This window comes from Novosphingobium sp. 1529, from assembly GCF_040544855.1.
GTDB lineage: Bacteria > Pseudomonadota > Alphaproteobacteria > Sphingomonadales > Sphingomonadaceae > Novosphingobium > Novosphingobium capsulatum.
The window spans coordinates 572790-589659 of the sequence record NZ_JBEPKW010000001.1 but is presented as its reverse complement, the minus strand read 5'-3'; the positions used below and the strand labels follow the sequence as shown (position 1 = coordinate 589659).

The following is a 16870-nucleotide window of genomic DNA, read 5'->3' as shown; positions in this document are numbered from 1 at the left end:
GGCTCAGCCATCCGCGTGTAGTGCTCCATGCCATTCCGCCCAGGTCGGGCGTTCGAGCTGCAGCAGGTCGGTTGATCGGGCATACCAGCCGCCGCCATGCATGCGCGCGATAAGGTTCATCGCCAGTGTATCGACATGGAGCCGCGTGGGGTCAACGAGGTCGTCGCGGACGTGAAAGCGCACCACTTCGCCCAGCACGATCGTCGATGTACCCGCCTCGATCGCCTGGAACAGCCGGCATTCCATCGATACTGGTGCGCTGGCGATCCGCGGTGGGGCAATCGCGGTGCTGGCGGCGACGGCAACGCCTGCCGCGGCCAACTCGTCACAGTCGGGCGGGGCGTCGATGCAGGTGAAGTTCATTGCTGCGGCATCGTGTTCGGCCACCAGATTGACCACGAATTCGCGCGTGGTGAGGATGTTGTGTGCGCTGTCCTTGTGCGTGCCATCGGGGCGGCGCATCAGGCCGATCGCGACCAGAGGCGGTGCCGCACCCATCATGTTGAAGAAACTGTAGGGGGCGGCGTTGCGCACGCCTTGCGGAGATTGCGTGGTGAGCCAGGCGATCGGGCGCGGGGTGATCGCAGCGGCCATCAGCTTGTAGCGGGAGGGCGCGTCGAGATTGGTGAAATCGAACTGCATCGGCGTCATGCCCCAGGCAAAGCGGTTGAATCGGCGCGCTCGTTGGCGGGCCCGGTGTCGAAGCGGACCGGCTGCCGCGCGGTTGCATCGACATGCAGCGAGAACACGTCGGGGCGGGCGTAATGCCCGGCCACGTCGAAATCGAACTTGCCGCGGATCACCTCGTCGGGATCGATGTCGGCATAGAGGATGGTATCGGGCGTATAGTCGGGCCCGGCGAGCACGCGGCCCAGCGGCGAGACGATCATCGAACCGCCGCGCAACAGCACGGTTTCGGGGGCGTTGCCCAGCGTACAGTCGAAATCGGCCGGGTAGGCACCGCGCGTAATGTGCTGGCAGGCCGAGAGCACGTAAGCGCGGCCCTCCAGCGCGATGTGCTGCATCGAAGCTGGCCAGGTATCGCGGTCATCGGCCGTGGGGGCGCAGTAGAGCGTCACGCCCTGGCCGTACATCGCCATGCGCAGCATCGGCATGTAGTTTTCCCAGCAGATGACGGCGCCGATCCGGCCAAGCGGCGTGTCGATCACCGGCAGCGTCGAGCCGTCGCCAAAGCCCCAGATCAGGCGTTCGGCGCCCGTCGGCATGAGCTTGCGGTGCTTGCCCACCAACCCGCGTTCGCCGTCCAGGAACAGCGCGGTGCAATAGAGGGTGCCGCCGTCGCGCTCGATCACGCCGATCACCACAAAGGCGCCGGTCTCGCGTACTGCCTCGGCGAGAAGTGCGACCTCGGGGCCATCGAGCGCAATCGCGTTGGCGTGATAGCGGCGGTAATCCTCGCGTCCCTCGGGCCGGCGCAGACCCACGGGCGCGCCGAAAGTGGCCCCTTTGGGATAGCCGCCGATGAATGCCTCGGGAAAGACGACCAGCCGCGCGCCTTGGGCGGCTGCCTGCCGCACCCGCGCGGCCGCGCGTTCGGCCGAGGCCAGCGAATCATCGGGAACGGCGGCGGCCTGGACCACGGCGGCGCGAAACGGCTTTGTCATGCGGGGCTCCTCGGCAGGTGGCATTGCGCTGCAACTGATGGCTTGCCAGCGCCGCCGAAGCAAGATATTTTAAGCCTATAATAAATTTGTGGACGAGGCCCGGGCCTCGTTGGCGCGATGGAGAGTGCGGTGACTACCAAGGCATACGACAGCTATCGCGAGGATCGGATCGGCCGCGCCAACGTGGCAGACACACCCGAGCTGGTGGCCTACTACCGCCGGCTCGCGACGCTGGGTACAGGCGCGCTGTGGACGGTGGCCAACAAGATCGAGCCGTGGGAGCCTGCCTCGACCTCGCAACCCATGCTGTGGCGTTACCAAGATCTGCGCGCCGACGTGCTGCGAGCGCTCGATCTCGTTACCCCTGAGCAGGCGGGGCGTCGGGTGATCTATCTGGAAAATCCCGGGCGTCAGGATGTGGTCGCCGCCGTCGGTTGGCTCTATTCGGGGCTGCAGGTCATGAAGCCGGGCGAATGCGCGTCGTCGCACCGCCACAGCGCCTCGGCGCTGCGCTTCATCATGGAAGGCACTGGCGCGTTCACCAACGTCGACGGGCAGAAGATGACGCTGGGCGCAAACGACTTCGTGCTGACGCCCAACGGGACCTGGCACGAACATGGCGTGGCCGAGGATGGCAGCGTGTGCATCTGGCAGGATGGGCTCGACATCCCGCTGATGAACGCCCTCGAGGCAAACTTCTACGAGGTGCACCCCGACTTGTCCCAGGCGATGCGCTACCCGGTCGATGCCTCGGTCCATACCTGGGGCAACCCCGGGCTCAGGCCCTGGGGATCTACCTGGGAAAAACGCTATTCGCCGCTGCTCAAGTACGAATGGGCGCCCACCTACGAGGCGTTGCAGCGCTATGCCGCGGTGACCGACGGTTCTCCTTTTGACGGGGTGCTGATGGAATACGTCAATCCCGACACCGGTGGTCCGGTGATGATGACCATTGGTGCGCACATGCAGATGCTGCGTCCCGGCGAGCGCACGCGCGCGCATCGCCAGACGGGCAGCTTCGTCTACCAGTGCTGCAAAGGCAGCGGCTGGTCGATCATCAACGGCCGACGGTTCGACTGGAAGGAGCGCGACATTTTCGTGGTGCCCGCCTGGATGTACCACGAACATGCCAACGCCTCTGATCGTGAGGACGCCTGCCTCTTCGCATTCCACGACCTGCCGGTGATGCGTGCTCTGGGCCTCTATCGCGAAGAGGCCTTCGGAGACAACGGCGGCCACCAACCCCTCATCGCCTGATACGAACCGAACCCTGGAAGGAATTGCAATGAGACTGGTTACCTACCGCGCTACGGCGGAAGGCGAAGCGCGCCTTGGCGCCCTGGTGGGCGCCGAAGCGACATTGGTGCTCGATCTCGCCCGCTTTGGCGCGGCGCGCGGAGTGGATTTACCCTCGCGCATGCTTGATCTGATCGACCTCGGTCCTGGTGCGATTACTACGATCACGGGGCTGATTGCCGAGCAAGGCGACCTCTTCCCGCTGGGCACTGCGCTGCCACTTGCCAATGTGCGTCTACTCGCGCCGATCCCCCGCCCGCGCAAGAACGTGTTCGGCATCGGCCTCAACTATACCGAGCACGTCGCCGAAAGCGCGCGCTCGCTTGATACCTCCGCCGACCTGCCGCGCCAGCCAGTGATCTTCTCCAAGCCGCCTACCAGCGTGATCGGGCCGGACGAGCCGATCCGCCATGACGCTGCGATCACCCGTCAACTCGACTGGGAAGTGGAACTGGCCGCGATCATCGGCACCACCGCCCGCCGCGTGCGGCGCGAGGACGCACTGGCCCACGTGTTCGGCTACACCGTGTGCATCGACATGAGCGCGCGCGACTGCCGCCGTGCCGGGCAGTGGATCTATTCCAAGGGGCAGGATACCTACTGCCCGATGGGTCCGGTGGTCGTGACCGCCGACGAGATTCCCGATCCGCAGACGCTCGACCTGTGGCTGACTGTCAACGGTGTGGAAAAGCAGCGCAGCAACACTGCCTACATGCTGTTCAAGGTAGACGAACTGGTGGCGGACATCAGCCAGGGCATCACGCTCGAGCCCGGCGATATCATCGCCACCGGAACGCCTGCGGGTGTGGGGGCGGGCCGTGATCCACAGGAATGGGTCTGGCCGGGCGACACCATCGTTGCCTGCGTCGAAGGGATCGGCACGTTGCGCCACCCGGTGGTAGCAGCCTGACATGGCCGCATCAGTCCGCGCCCCGCCTGTACAAAGCGGGGCGCGGCCAGATCAGGCAGCAACCGGAGCTGTCCCGGTCATGCGCGCGCGGATATCGTCAGGCCACGGCGTGCTGCGCATCGCGGCAAGGTCGGTGCACACCAGCGTGACGCGGGCAATGAGGCGCGTTTCGCCGCCGCACGAGAACGTCAGCTCTAGCCGGCAGCTGCTGCGCCCGACATGGAGCGGGACCAGCGCGATATCGAGCATGTCGCCGAGCCGACTGGGGCTGTGGAATTCGGCCTCGAGACCTACGGTGGGCACGCCGATCCCGCGGATGTCGTGCAGTGCACGAAAATCGGCCCCGAGGCCCTGGGCGCACCAGTCCTCCACCGCGCCGTTGAGCATCTCGAAATAGCGCGGGTAGAAGACGATCCCGGCCGCATCGACATGTGCGAAGCGGACGAGGGCAGTGGTGGTGAAACGGGTCATGTCCGCTCTTCCAGGATGGCGCGCAATTCGCCAAGGCTGCGCACGAGCTGGTCTACCCGCTCGGCCGGGACATCGCGCAGCATCGCGGCGATCCAGGCGTGGTGCGCTGTGGCGAGGGTATCGAACTGGCGCTGGCCGGCGGGCGTGAGCGAGACGATCGCCGAACGTGCGTCGTGCGGGTCGGTGCGCGAGGCGACCAAGCCCTGGGCCTGCAACTGGCGCACGATTGCGGTCACGTTGCCGTTGGAGACTAGCAGCGCGCGCGACAACGCACTCATGCTCAGGCCCTCGGGCACGCGATCGAGGGCGGCGAGCACGTCGAAGCGGGGCAGGGTGGTATCGAACTGCTCATCGAACTTGCGGCGCAACTGCTTCTCGCCAATCTTGGCGCAGGCGAGCAGGCGCACCCACATGCGAAGCGTGGCTGATCCGGCGCCGGGCAATGGGGCGCGTGTCGCGGGGCCGCCGGCGGCGGTCAGATTGTCGGTGGCGGTGACTGCGGGCGGCTCGTTGCCCGGGGCAGGGGTTGGCATCAGATCTCCTCTTTCTTTAGGCTTAAAGCATAAAGGCCAAGCCGCCAAGTGGATCATGTGTGCCAACCGGCTGGGTGTATATTGCCTGCTTGCTCAGCGCAGTGCGCGCGCCAATAGCAGGCGGCGCGAAACGGCGATGCCGTCGCGTGTGTCGATGGCAAAGACCGCCTCGAAATGGGGGCGGTTGCCGGTATGCACCGCGATCTGGCCGAGCGCCTGCGCGCTGGTGGCCAGCCCGGCCAACTGGGCCGTGGCAACATCGCCCAAACCTGCAATCACCAACAGCGCTCGCCCGCCGGGGGCGGTCAGGCTGGCAAGATAACCATAGTCGGTGGTCACGGCATCGCGCACGCGCGGGGTGTTGTCGGGCGCGGGCAGCGAGGCTTGCCAGACGCGTGCCGCAGCGGGATCGACGATCGCGCCGGGTCGGTCGAAACGCAGGCTGCTGGCGGCCGCGAGCGGCGCAGCGAGCGTGCCCATGTCGGCAAGGTGGCCAACGTAGACGATGTCAGCGCCTTGCTGGAGCGCAGGCGTCAGCGCGGAGGCAGGCACGATCGAGGCACTTCGGCGCGTTCCAGTGGACTCGTGGGGGAGCGTCGCCTCGACGTTCCAGGCGGCGAGGGCGGTCGGCACCGGCGTGAAGTGCAGGTCGAAGTCATAGAGCCGGTAGAACTGGTCGGGATGGCTGCGGATGTGCTGTCCCAGTTCCTCGCGCGAGGCGATGCGCGGGTCTAGGATCATGCGCTGCACGTTGCGCTGGTCGCCGGTTTCGGCGGCGGCATAGGCGTCGCCGGCCACGACCAGCACAGGGACGCCTGCGCCGAGATTGCGCCACAGTGCGGTGTTGCGCAGCCGTTCATCGTCGGGCTCGCCACTTGCCCCCTGCGACCATGGCCATGCGTAAACCGCTAAACCGGCCGCGATGGTAAGGCAGCATAACGCCAACCCCAGCAGGGCCGGAACTGCGCCGGGCGGCATCCTTCGAAACCGCACCGGCGGCGGGGCGATGGCGGGCGCGCGGAGCGATGCTGTCTCGGCCAGGTCCGGTGCCGTAAAGCCTGCATTGGCCTGCGCGGCCTCGACCTCGGCAAGCACGAGGCGATATTCGCCCTTGGGAATGACGAGCCGCGCACCGGGCTGCCCGCGATAGTGGTCTTCAAGGCGTTTGCGCAGGCGGTGGACATAAACACGCACGCCGGAGTCGGCGGCTGCGTCGGTCGATTCGTCGCCGCCGAACACGGCATGCGCGATCTCGATTTCCTTGGGCGCGCGTGCATCGCCCGAACGCGCGGCAAGGTAGTCGAACAGGCGCAACTGCACGGCTGAGCGGCTGGCGGCGAGAACCGCGCGTACGCGGGCAATCTCTTCGGCAAGGCGTGCTGACGCATGGTCGCCCGTGTCACCGGCTTTTGGCGGGGGATTTGCGGGGTTCTCCACGATCCGGTCTCTCCCTCATGGCCGGGTTCATCCGCGGCGACCGACGCGACATCGCTGTTGCTTTACCTGCATCGTGATGAAAACGCCAAATTTTGATTTACTTTAAGGTTAAAACAAAGTCTATGATGCGGCCAGCCTCGCTCCTCAAGGCGATGGCGCCAGCCTCTCGCCTGGCCAGCTCGGCGGGCGGCGCGAATCAATCGCCCTCGCCGTATCCAATGCTAGGCAAACTGGTGATCATAACAAAACAAAATATCTGAAAAACTGATATTTGTATAAATTATGCAACAATTGGGTTGATTTGTTGGCGCTACCTCGGTTTTGGGCTGCGCCTGGAAACTGCAAAAAAGGGCAGTTGCCCTCATAAATCAGCAAGATCGAGCTAAACCCCTTTTGTTGCAAATAATCAACAAAACAAGCATATTGCCATATAATGTAAACTAGGTAACACTATCGGCCACTCATAAGAGCCTCACTCGCGATACTCCAACAAGGAGGCGCGTTCCGCTATCGGGGAGTAGCATTATCATGACAGATCGTTCCGTTGCCGCGCGTCGCGCGGCCCTCCTTCTTGCGTCTTCAACAATCATCGCCCCGCTGGCCGCGCTGGCACAGCAGGTCGGCGATGTTGCCACGCCGCCGGGCGCGACCGTGCCGCCCACCGACACGCCGAGCAGCGGCCAGGTGGGAGAAATCATCGTTACTGCCACGCGCAAGGCACAGTCGCTGAGCCGTGTGCCTGCCAGCGTGGTCGCCAAGACCAGCGCCGAACTCGACGCGCAGGGCGTACGTTCGATTGCCGATATCGCCCAGATCACCCCGGGGGTCTCGTTCGGCCAGACCGCGGTGCTCTATGGCACGGGCCAGACCACGATTGCGATCCGCGGCGTGGATTCCTCGTCGGGCATTCCCACCACCGGCGTCTATATCGACGATACCCCGGTGCAGACCCGCGTTGGCGTGAGCCCCTCGCTAAGCAATCCCTATCCGCAGGTCTTCGATCTCGAGCGCGTGGAAGTGCTGCGTGGGCCGCAGGGCACGCTGTTCGGCAGCGGGTCGGTGGGCGGCGCGCTGCGCTTCATCATGCCCAAGCCCAGCTATGATACGGTCTCGATGTACGACCGTGCCGAAGTGGCCACGACCAAGAACGGCGCCGAAAGCTATGAAGGCGGCGTGGCGGTGGGCGCGCCGATCATTACCGACAAGATCGGCTTCCGCGCCAGCGGCTGGATGCGTCACGACGGCGGTTACATCGATCGTCTCGATCGCACCACCAAGCAGGTGACGCAGAAGGACATCAACAGTTCGAATACGGTCTCGGCACGGCTGGCGGTGGGGGCGAAACCCACCGAGACGCTGACGATCACGCCTTCGATCTTCTACCAGTACCAGGACATCGCCGACGGGTCGCGGTTCGAGGTTGCGCAGTCCGACCTCTCGCGCGGGGACCAGCGGCTGAGCCTCAACACCAAGCCCGAGAGCCATTCCGACCGCTTCTATCTGCCTGCGCTCAAGGTCGAGCTGTCGCTGGGCGGGGCGACACTGGTGTCTGATACCTCGTACTTCCACCGTACCACGCGCACCCAGAGTGACGACGCCACGCTCAGCCTTTCGCTGTTCGGCAATATCGTCGGCACTATACCGGCCGAATTTGCCAACTACGCCCCGGGTACGGCCAGCAACACCAAGCAGACCGCGTTCACCCAGGAACTGCGTCTGCAGAATGACAACGCCAACGCGCGGTTCAACTGGATCATCGGCGCCTTCTACCAGCGCTCGTTCGTGCGCGACCAGTATGCTGGCAGCGATCCGCAACTGCTCGACGTGGTCAACTATAGTCAGCGGCAGGCTGGTGACCCGGAATATGCATCGCTCGCCGATGCTTATGGCGTCGATCTCTATCAGGGGCGCTACAGTGTGTTCCAGCGCAACACGCACCGCGATCGCCAGGCAGCAGTCTATGCCCAGGCGGACTACGAGATCGTGCCGCGGGTGAAGCTCACGCTGGGCGGCCGCTACACCATCGCCAACTACAAGTTCGAGGGCTTCACCGCAGGTCCGCTCTATACCACCGCCGGCCACACCGACAGCCTCGGCGTGACCAGCCGCACCTTCACGCCCCGGGCGGGCGTGTCGTTCCAGGCCGATCGCAACAACCTGTTCTATGTCAGTGCGGCCAAGGGCGTGCGCGGACCAGGGATCTCGCCGCCGGTCGGGTTGACCTGCGCTGCCGACGCCGCAGCGATCGGCTTTGATCCGCTGGCGTCGCAGACGCTCAAGCCCGACTCGATCTGGAGCTATGAAGCGGGGGCCAAGAACCGGCTGTTCGGCGGCAAGCTGGCGGTCGATGCCTCGGCCTATCACATCGACTGGAACAACGTGCAGACGCTGTTCTCGCTGCCGACCTGCTCGATCTACGCCGCGCTCAACCTGGGCAAGGCCAAGATCGACGGCTTTGATCTGTCGCTGGCCGCCAAGCCCATCCCGGCTCTGACGCTGGGTGCCTCGGTGGCCTATACCAATGCGCGCTATACCACCGCGATCCCGGGCCCCGGCGGCACCACGATCCGTCGCGCGGGCGAGCCTTTCGCGGTGGCCCCGTGGTCGCTGCAGCTCAATGCCGAGCTGGTCGAGCCGGTGGGATCGGTCGATGGCTACGCCCGTGCCGACTATTCCTATAGCAGCCACAACAACACGCCGATCGACACGAACTCCCCCCTGGTCGATCCCGCGCTGCCGCGTCCGCCCGCCACGTCGCAGCTCGACCTGCGCGCTGGGGGCCGGTTCAAGGCGGGCAAGGCTGATATCGACCTCAGCGTCTTCGTCAACAATGTCACCGACAGCCAGCCGATCTTGGGGCTCTACCATGATTCGCCGATATCGACCTGGTACCGCGCCGGCAGCTTCCGCCCGCGCACCATCGGCCTGACGCTGACGGCACGGCAGTGATGGCCTTCACTGCGGCACAGCGGCGCATCATCGCCACACTGGCAATCGCCGGGGCGCTCGTCGCCGGCCCGGCGATTGCATCCGCACCTGCGCAAGAGCCCGATATTTCGGGGGTGTGGAACCGCTATCCGCCCTATCCCGGCACGTTCTCGGGCCAGCCTGACCCGGCCGAGCTGCAGGTCGTGCCGCCGCCGCTGCGCGCACCATACCTCGCGCAGTGGCAGGCGATGGAGCAGCGCCGCGCCGCTGCAGATGCTGCCGGCAAGCCTTTGCCCACGCCGAGTTCGCAGTGCCTGCCCGAGGGCGTGCCTGGGATCATGGGCGCGCATTATGCGCTGCAGATCCTGCAGAACCCGGCATTGGGGCAGGTGACCGTGCTGGCCGAGTTCATGTCGCAGGTCCGGCGCATCTACCTTGACGAAGCGTTGCCGCCGGTGGAGGCGATCAACCCCGGCTATTTCGGTCGGTCGGTCGGACGCTGGGAAGGCGGTGTGCTTGTGGTGGAAACCGCCGGCGTGCGTGAGGATGTCCGCTATGAGGACATCCCACATTCGCCCGCGATGCATGTGGAGGAACGTCTGCACCTGCGGGCTGATGGCATCCTCGCCGACGATGTGACCATTACCGACCCACAGTACCTCACCGCACCCTATCGCTTCACCTTCCTCTACAAGCGCGAGCCGGCGAGCTACCGCATCGAAGAATATGTGTGTGATGGCGATCGCACCGTGGTGGGGACTGACGGCAGCCTTGAGATGAAAACCGAGTCCACGCCATGAGGGGCTACCCTGTCCACGCCGCCTAGCCTGCGCACGCAGGCATAGCGACGCGCACGGCGAAGTTCCGTGCGCGTCGCCTCTCTTCAGATCCTTCCCATCGGACCGCGCGGCTCCCTGCGGCCGCGTGGCCAAGAGCGCTTCGCAACCTCAGGTCTTGGGGCGCGGTGAGTTCGGATACCAATAGGTCACGTGGCAGGACTCGCAGCGATCATCGAGCGTGCCGCCCAGCTTCATCACGGCATCGACGTCGTGCCGGTCGATCGCCCGGACCATGTCGATCGCAACGTCGCGCGTGGCCGTCGCGAACTGGTCGAACTGCGCCGGGTTGGCGCGAATTGCCGCCTCGATTTGTGCCGGGGCCTGCTCGCCCAGTCCTGGGCGGGTGCCGGTGGGGGCGGCATGGCGCCCATCGAGCATGACCAGGTTCATTGCCTCTGCAAGAGTCACTGCGTGGCGGCGCACCGCCTGCCATTCCTCATCGCTGCGCGGCTGGTGGTGATCGACGCCGCTGGCCGTGGTGATCGTGCCTACCGCGTCCCACACCCCGTCAGCAGCGGGATCGACGGTGGAATCCATCAGTTCCTTGATCGAAACCACCGGCTGGATCGCCGCCGTACCAGATGTCGCCGCGCCCTTTGCCGTCCCGTTCGCGGTGTGGCTTGCAGCTTGGTCATCCCGCTGCCCGCTGCAGGCACAGGCGAGCAGCGCCAGCGCCGCCACTGACAGCATTCCCTGGCCCAACCGTCCGGCCCGTTTCACCCCGTCTATCACTTTCAATTCCTTCCTGCAGCGTATTGCCTGTCACCGCGATAGGGCAGGAGTGCAGCACGGCCGCGCGTGAAACGGTTGGGTTACGGTCACAGCAACGGGGGCAGGGCGCTGTCGGCCGCGACTATCAGGCGCGATCACCGCGCAAATGGCGCGCGGCGCCCCGCTGCGCGGGCCGCCTGGTTACAGGTCCATGCAATCGTTGTCGTAACCGAAGGCCATCGCGCCAACGTTGCGGGCATAGGGATAGGGATTGTTGGCAACATGTGCGCGGGCGCAATGGATGTCGAGGAACGCGCGCTGTACCTGATTGCCAGCGTAGATGGCCTTGCCGCCCGAAAACAGCATGAGCTGGTCGATCGCGGTAACGCAGCGGCTGACCATGGCGGTGGTGTGGTGGCCCAGTTCGGCGCGGCGTTCGATCGGCCAGTCGCCGCTGAGCGATCGCGCGTCAAGCTCGGCCAGGTCGCTGGCGAGACGCAGTTCCAGGTCGTTGAGGATCAGCTTCACCTCGGCCACGGCTTGCTGGATGGTAGTATCGGCCGCCAGGCGCGCACCCGAATAGGTGGCGCGCTTCTCGCGCGTGGCCCGCACGAAGATTTCGAGCGCGCGGCGCAGCGAACCGATCGACGTGGTCGAGACGGTGCGGTTGAACACCTGCGCGAAGGGAATGCGATAGAGCGGGCCCGGGTTGGCGGCATGGCCTGGGCAGTTCATCGCAAACATGTCTCGCTCACGGATCACGCGGTGCGCGGGCACGAATGCATCTTCGATCACGATGTCGTTGCTGCCTGTGGGGCACAGGCCCATCGTGTGCCAGGTATCGACGATCTGATAATCGGTGCGCGGCACCAGGAAGTTGTAGGGCTCGGGCGTGCCGTCTCCGTCGGGGGCGACCATGTTGGCGCCCAGGATCACCCAATCGCAGTGTTGCGATCCGCTGGAGAACTGCCAGCGCCCGCTGAAGCGGTAGCCACCTTCCACCGGCACGGCCTTGCCGGTTGGCATATAGGATGAACTGATCAGTACCGAGGGGTCCTTGCCCCAGACATCGTCTGCTGCCTGCGGATCGAACAGCGCCATCTGCCAGTTGTGCACGGCCACCACGCCATAGACCCACGCACTGCCCATGCAGCCTTCGGCCAGCGTCTTGGCAATCGTGCAATAGACTGCCGGCGAGAGTTCGAAGCCGCCGTACTTGCGCGGTTGCAGCACCTTGAAGAACCCGGCATCCTTGAAATCGCGGATCGTTTCGGCCGAAACTTGGCGGGCCGCAATCGCCTCCACCTCGCGCTCGCGCAAAACCGGCACCATGTCGCGTGCGCGCTGGACCAGCATGGCGGTAAGGTCATGCGCTTCGCGGGCGGCATCCATATGGGGGGCAACTGTAACGCTCATGACCGCTCTCTCCATTGGGGCTGTCGTGGGCCAGAACCGGCCTGATTCGACTTATGAGTTACAATAATTGTCGATTCGAGGTTATTTTCTCGATTGCGCAACAATGTCGCATATCTGCGATGAAGGTCAACCTTCCCGTTCGGTCAGGGCCATAGCAGGGGCTAAATTACCGACGCTGCGGGGATTCCCATGCGTGGAGGGGGCATTATAGACTGTTCCTTGAACGCAACAATAATAGGCTATTGCCATATACTGTAAACCGTGAGACACAAAGTCGCAGCAGGAACAACATTTGCGCGCGCACTCTAAAAGGAGGCGTGGATCGCTATGGGGAGTAGCAGTACCATGATCCGCCGTGACCATGCCGCGCGTCGCGTGGCCTATCTTCTTGCGTCGACGATGGCCGCAGCACCTGCACTGGCCATTGGCCAGCAGGCCGCCGACCCAGCCGCAGGGGCCGCCGCTGCGCCGGCAGCGCAAGCCAACGCCGGGGGGCTTGCTTCTGAAATTCTCGTGACCGCCAACAAGCGCAGCGAAAGTGTGCAGAAGGTGGCGATCTCGGTCAGCGCGTTTTCCGGCGAACAGGTCAAGCGCCTCGGTATCACCGACACCACCCAGATCACCCAGCAGATCCCCGCGCTGCGTGTCAACGCCTGGTCGCCCAACCTGACGATCTTCAGTCTGCGCGGCATCTCGCAGAACAATTTCACCGACAACCTAGAGGCTCCGGTCGCGGTCTACCAGGACAACGCCTATATCGCCTCGATGAACGCCGTGGCAGGGCAACTGTTCGACATCAAACGCGTCGAAGTGCTGCGCGGCCCCCAGGGGACGCTGTTCGGGCGCAACGCCACCGGCGGCCTGATCCATTACCTCAGCGAGGATGCCAGCCAGGACGCGCTCAACGGCTACGTCCAGGGCGAATATGGCAAGTTCAACGATCGCTCGCTCGAAGGCGCCATCGGGGCGCAGATCGTGCCGGGCGTACGTTTCCGCGCGGCGGGACGGGTCGAAAAGGCCGATGGCTACATCAAGTCGCGCAGCACGGATGCTACCGCGTTGGGTCTCGGCGTGTTGCCGGGCAGCGGGCAGGACCTCGGCGGCAAGAACGGCTGGGCCGCACGCCTCAACCTGCAGGTCGATCTTGCCCCCAAGGCCACGCTCAGCCTGTGGTACAAGCATTCCGAAGACAATCATGTTGCCACGGGCGGTTATGTCTTCGAGAACTGCGTCTATCTTGCCAACGGCTATTGCGACACCAACGCCGCTGGTCTTAGCGACAGCCGCAATGGGGTCATCAACGGCGTCACCTCGGCCCCGGCCTCGCCGTGGGAACACTTCGGCAACCGCAAGGGTGATCTCAACCGCGTAACCAACAGCTACCAGGGCCAGCTCGACTGGGACCTGGGCGGCGTCAGTCTCACCGCGATCACCAACTACCTGACGATGAACAAGGTCTATGCCGAAGACGGCGATGCCACGCCGCTCGATGTCGTCAACGTCGATACGCGCGTGCGCTTCCACCAGTTCTCGCAGGAATTGCGCTTCTCAGGCCATACCGGGCTGCTCAAGTGGCAGGCGGGCGGTTATTACCTCGACATGAAATACGACGGCGTCCACGGCGTTACAGGGGTGCCGATGATTTCACTGGCCGAACAAGCCAACGGCGGCTTTTCGTTCCCGACGGTCGACCAGTTCTATGTGCTGCGCTCCAAGAACTGGTCGCTGTTCGCGCAGGGTGACCTGCAACTGACCGACAAGTTTTCGGTCACGATCGGCGGGCGCTATTCCAAGGACCACAAGGCGATCGACTATACCGCGGTTCTGATCGACCCGACATACGCCCCGCAGCCCGACCCGCGCGTGTTGTTCACCGATCGTGACTTGGCGGCCGTGGTGCCGGGCGTCAACCGCATCAACTATGGCGACTGGGCTGCCCGCGTCTCGCTCAATTACCAGGCCACGCCCGACACGCTGTTGTTCGCGTCGTGGAATCGCGGCATCAAGGGTGGCAACTGGTCGCTGTCCTCGACGATCACCCCGCAAGATTTCCAGCATCGTCCCGAGACGCTCAACAGCCTCGAAGCCGGCTTCAAGACCAGCCTGCTCGGCCGCACGCTGCGCGTCAACGGCACGGTCTACCACTACTTCTACGAAGACTATCAGGCCTTCTCGCTGGCTGGCGGCGTGCCCCATGTTTACAACAGCAATGCCCATGCGACCGGGGCCGAACTGGAGTCGTTCTGGTCACCCTCGCGCCATGTCGATGGCGTGTTCGGCGCTACGTGGGAAACCTCGTCGGTCGACAGCATTCCCGGTACCGGTACCCAGTTTGGCCCGGTGCTGTTCCCCGGTGCGCCGGATTCGCAGTATTGCAAGAACCTGGGCAATGTGTTCCGCTGCGATTTCCCGCAGGCCGATATCAAGAATGCCAAGCTGCCCAATGCGCCGCGCTTCAGCTTCAATTACCTGCTGCGCTACAACCACGATATCGGCAGCGGCAACCTCGCCGTGCAGATCGACGGGGTGTGGTACGACAAGCAGTTCCTCGAGGTGACCAACGGCCTTGGCTCTTTGCAGCCTTCGTACAACATCACCAATGCCTCGCTGACCTGGCGCGACACGAGCACCGGCATCTCGCTGACTGCCTGGGGGCGCAACGTGTTCAACAAGGCCTATCGTGCCTATGCGCTCAACCTTGGCATTTTGGGCGTGACATCGATCTATGGCCCGCCGGTGACTTATGGCGCCACGCTGCGGGTGCCGTTCGGCAAATGAGGCGGCGCAGCGGCGACATGCGCGGGGCTATGCTGGCACTTGGCCTGATGTGTAGCCTGGCATGCGGCGCGCTTGCGGCCCTTGCTCCCACGGCAAGGGCCGCCCCCGCCGTTGCGCCGCTGCCCACCCCCGCATCGGCCACTGCGCCAGAGGCGGCGGCGATTACTCTGCCCGAGGCCATCCCGGTGCCCGACAGCGGCGCGCTGCCACTGTCTTCGGCGCGGCGGCCTGGCCCCGAGCATGCCGATCTTGCTGCAGCAGGGTATGAAGAGGCGGAATACTACCTCGTAGGGAAGGCCCCGGCGATCGACGCCGATGGCCATGTGCGCGTGGCGGCGGCGCCCTATATTACGCGCATCCTGGTGCGCCGCCCGGCTGACCCTGCGCGCTTCAACGGCACAGTGGTGATCGAGCCGTTCAGCTGGTTCGGCGCGCGTGCAGCTGGATGGATACTGACCCGCGCCTATCTCATGCGGCGCGGCTATGCCTTCGTCGCCTACACCCTCGACATCAATACCCCGCCTGCTGATCCCAAGTTCCCGCCGGTGCCGGGCGAGGTGGGCAATTCCGATCAGGCGCAGTACGGTGGCATCGTGAACCTCGAGTTCATGCGGCGCTTCGACTATGCACGCTATGCGCCGCTCGGCAGCTATTATGATCCGCAGCGGTTCCTGCGTGGTGGTGCGCCAGATCCGTTCCTGCCCCAGGCGCAGGGTATCGGTGCCGAACTGGCCCTGCTGCTGCGCACGCCGTCTGCTGCCGGGCCCATGGCGGGATTGGCAGTCCGCCGTGTCTACGTCGACAGTTGGGCGGTGCAGGCGCAGGTCTGGTTCGACTATCTCGACCAGGGGCGCCACCAGCAATGGCGCCGACCCGATGGCGGGCCGCTGATCGATGCCTACATGACCGGGCGGTTTTCCTATGGCGAAGTGGCCGGTGCGCCGCGCCGCATCCCGCGCGGATTACCCGACGATGTTCCTTTCGTGACTGTCTACAGCCAGTCCGAGACCGTACACGATGCGATCGAGCACATTGCACTGCCGCCGGACAGCGACCGGCCGATGTTGCGCTATGTCGAGGTGATGGGGACGCCGCACCTGCGTGCCGCCGATCTCGGCACTGGCGAGGTGGAGCCGCTGCCCAACCAGCGCGGCCATGGCAACGACCCACGCTGCCAGGCGATCTATGACGAGCCGGCCGAGTTGCCGTTCTCGGCGCTGCTCGATGCGATGGACCGCTGGGTGCGTACCGGCGCGCCGATGCCGCGCTATCCCCGCGTGGTACGCACCAGTAACGGCGTGCGGCGTGATCCGCGCACCCAGGCAATCGTGGGCGGCATGCGGCCGCCGTGGATCACCGTGCCGGCATTCGAATACTGGACCGACTTTGAGACTGGCTGCGGCACGGTGTATGATAGCAAGCGGGCCTTTTCTCCCGCGCTGATGCGCAAGCTCTACGGCTCCTACGCGCGCTATGCCCGCCGTTTTGCCGCCGCCACCCGCGCCGCAGTGGCCGCGGGCATCATCTTGCCGGAAGATGCCGCAGGTCTCGTTCCCCCCGCCGGGCCGGAAGCCTTCGGGCCCTCTGGCCCGGCGCCCCGTTGAGGCTCTTTCTCCTGGGCCCACGCAATGGCCAGCGTGTGCCACGGGACGCGATCGCGGATATTGCAGCATATGAGCACGCGCATCCGCGTGGCTTACCAGTTACGAAGCAGTGGCGTATCTTCGTGTCGCCGAAAAATCGCACAAGTGAACGATGGCATGGCTATTTGATATATTGTTCTTGTTCATCAGTCTTCGCCTGGCTTTTCTCAATCGGATCGACTGCCACGCCGGGAAAAGTGGGATGCATCTTGCAAATCCCCAAGGGCGAATATCGCCTGCAGTTGGTCAACGCGCCAAACGACGACGAGGATGCCAAAGCGCC

General features: G+C 64.7%; 13 protein-coding genes. 6 read left to right on the top strand and 7 right to left on the bottom strand.

The window, feature by feature from the left end:
• Window positions 1-3 precede the first annotated feature (3 nt).
• Together ABIC78_RS02635 and ABIC78_RS02630 are read right to left on the bottom strand one after the other, a co-directional pair.
• Window positions 4-651 (bottom strand): flavin reductase family protein, encoded by a 648-nt coding sequence (locus tag ABIC78_RS02635; RefSeq protein ID WP_354487669.1) that lies wholly within the window; start codon window positions 649-651, stop codon window positions 4-6.
• On the bottom strand, window positions 648-1625 hold the full coding sequence (locus ABIC78_RS02630; RefSeq protein WP_354487667.1) for a carbon-nitrogen hydrolase family protein: 978 nt from the start codon (window positions 1623-1625) through the stop codon (window positions 648-650). The genes ABIC78_RS02635 and ABIC78_RS02630 overlap by 4 nt, the downstream gene beginning before the upstream one ends.
• Before the next feature lie 129 nt (window positions 1626-1754).
• On the opposite strand from ABIC78_RS02630, the gene ABIC78_RS02625 reads away from it, so the two are divergent.
• Window positions 1755-2882: a cupin domain-containing protein gene (locus tag ABIC78_RS02625; protein ID WP_169049057.1), complete on the top strand. Its 1128-nt coding sequence runs from the start codon at window positions 1755-1757 to the stop codon at window positions 2880-2882.
• Between the two features lie 28 nt (window positions 2883-2910).
• The gene (locus ABIC78_RS02620) at window positions 2911-3831 is read left to right on the top strand and encodes a fumarylacetoacetate hydrolase family protein (RefSeq protein WP_354487665.1); all 921 of its coding nucleotides are present in this window, start codon (window positions 2911-2913) and stop codon (window positions 3829-3831) included.
• A 51-nt stretch (window positions 3832-3882) separates the two neighbouring features.
• On the opposite strand, the gene ABIC78_RS02615 is transcribed toward ABIC78_RS02620, so the two are convergent.
• The 3 genes from ABIC78_RS02615 to ABIC78_RS02605 all read right to left on the bottom strand — a co-directional run bounded on the left by ABIC78_RS02615 (window position 3883) and on the right by ABIC78_RS02605 (window position 6155).
• The gene (locus tag ABIC78_RS02615) at window positions 3883-4302 is read right to left on the bottom strand and encodes an acyl-CoA thioesterase (RefSeq protein ID WP_022678563.1); all 420 of its coding nucleotides are present in this window, start codon (window positions 4300-4302) and stop codon (window positions 3883-3885) included.
• On the bottom strand, window positions 4299-4835 hold the full coding sequence (locus ABIC78_RS02610) for a MarR family winged helix-turn-helix transcriptional regulator (RefSeq protein ID WP_022678564.1): 537 nt from the start codon (window positions 4833-4835) through the stop codon (window positions 4299-4301). The genes ABIC78_RS02615 and ABIC78_RS02610 overlap by 4 nt, the downstream gene beginning before the upstream one ends.
• 93 nt (window positions 4836-4928) lie before the next feature.
• Window positions 4929-6155 (bottom strand): helix-turn-helix domain-containing protein, encoded by a 1227-nt coding sequence (locus tag ABIC78_RS02605; protein WP_354487662.1) that lies wholly within the window; start codon window positions 6153-6155, stop codon window positions 4929-4931.
• A 645-nt stretch (window positions 6156-6800) separates the two neighbouring features.
• On the opposite strand from ABIC78_RS02605, the gene ABIC78_RS02600 reads away from it, so the two are divergent.
• Window positions 6801-9221: a TonB-dependent receptor gene (locus ABIC78_RS02600; protein ID WP_168351803.1), complete on the top strand. Its 2421-nt coding sequence runs from the start codon at window positions 6801-6803 to the stop codon at window positions 9219-9221.
• Window positions 9221-10000 carry a hypothetical protein gene (locus ABIC78_RS02595; protein ID WP_179563189.1) on the top strand — a complete coding sequence of 260 codons (780 nt, stop codon included), beginning with the start codon at window positions 9221-9223 and terminating at the stop codon, window positions 9998-10000. The genes ABIC78_RS02600 and ABIC78_RS02595 overlap by 1 nt, the downstream gene beginning before the upstream one ends.
• A gap of 147 nt (window positions 10001-10147) precedes the next feature.
• Here ABIC78_RS02595 and ABIC78_RS02590 read toward each other — a convergent pair whose 3' ends face one another.
• Together ABIC78_RS02590 and ABIC78_RS02585 are read right to left on the bottom strand one after the other, a co-directional pair.
• Window positions 10148-10729 carry a cytochrome c gene (locus ABIC78_RS02590; RefSeq protein ID WP_354487659.1) on the bottom strand — a complete coding sequence of 194 codons (582 nt, stop codon included), beginning with the start codon at window positions 10727-10729 and terminating at the stop codon, window positions 10148-10150.
• Between the two features lie 222 nt (window positions 10730-10951).
• Complete coding sequence (locus ABIC78_RS02585) at window positions 10952-12166, bottom strand: acyl-CoA dehydrogenase family protein (protein ID WP_354487657.1); 1215 nt, start codon at window positions 12164-12166, stop codon at window positions 10952-10954.
• 345 nt (window positions 12167-12511) lie between these two features.
• On the opposite strand from ABIC78_RS02585, the gene ABIC78_RS02580 reads away from it, so the two are divergent.
• Both ABIC78_RS02580 and ABIC78_RS02575 read left to right on the top strand, forming a co-directional pair.
• The gene (locus ABIC78_RS02580; protein ID WP_354487655.1) at window positions 12512-14944 is read left to right on the top strand and encodes a TonB-dependent receptor; all 2433 of its coding nucleotides are present in this window, start codon (window positions 12512-12514) and stop codon (window positions 14942-14944) included.
• Window positions 14941-16548 carry an alpha/beta hydrolase domain-containing protein gene (locus tag ABIC78_RS02575; RefSeq protein WP_354487653.1) on the top strand — a complete coding sequence of 536 codons (1608 nt, stop codon included), beginning with the start codon at window positions 14941-14943 and terminating at the stop codon, window positions 16546-16548. The genes ABIC78_RS02580 and ABIC78_RS02575 overlap by 4 nt, the downstream gene beginning before the upstream one ends.
• Window positions 16549-16870: the final 322 nt, after the last annotated feature.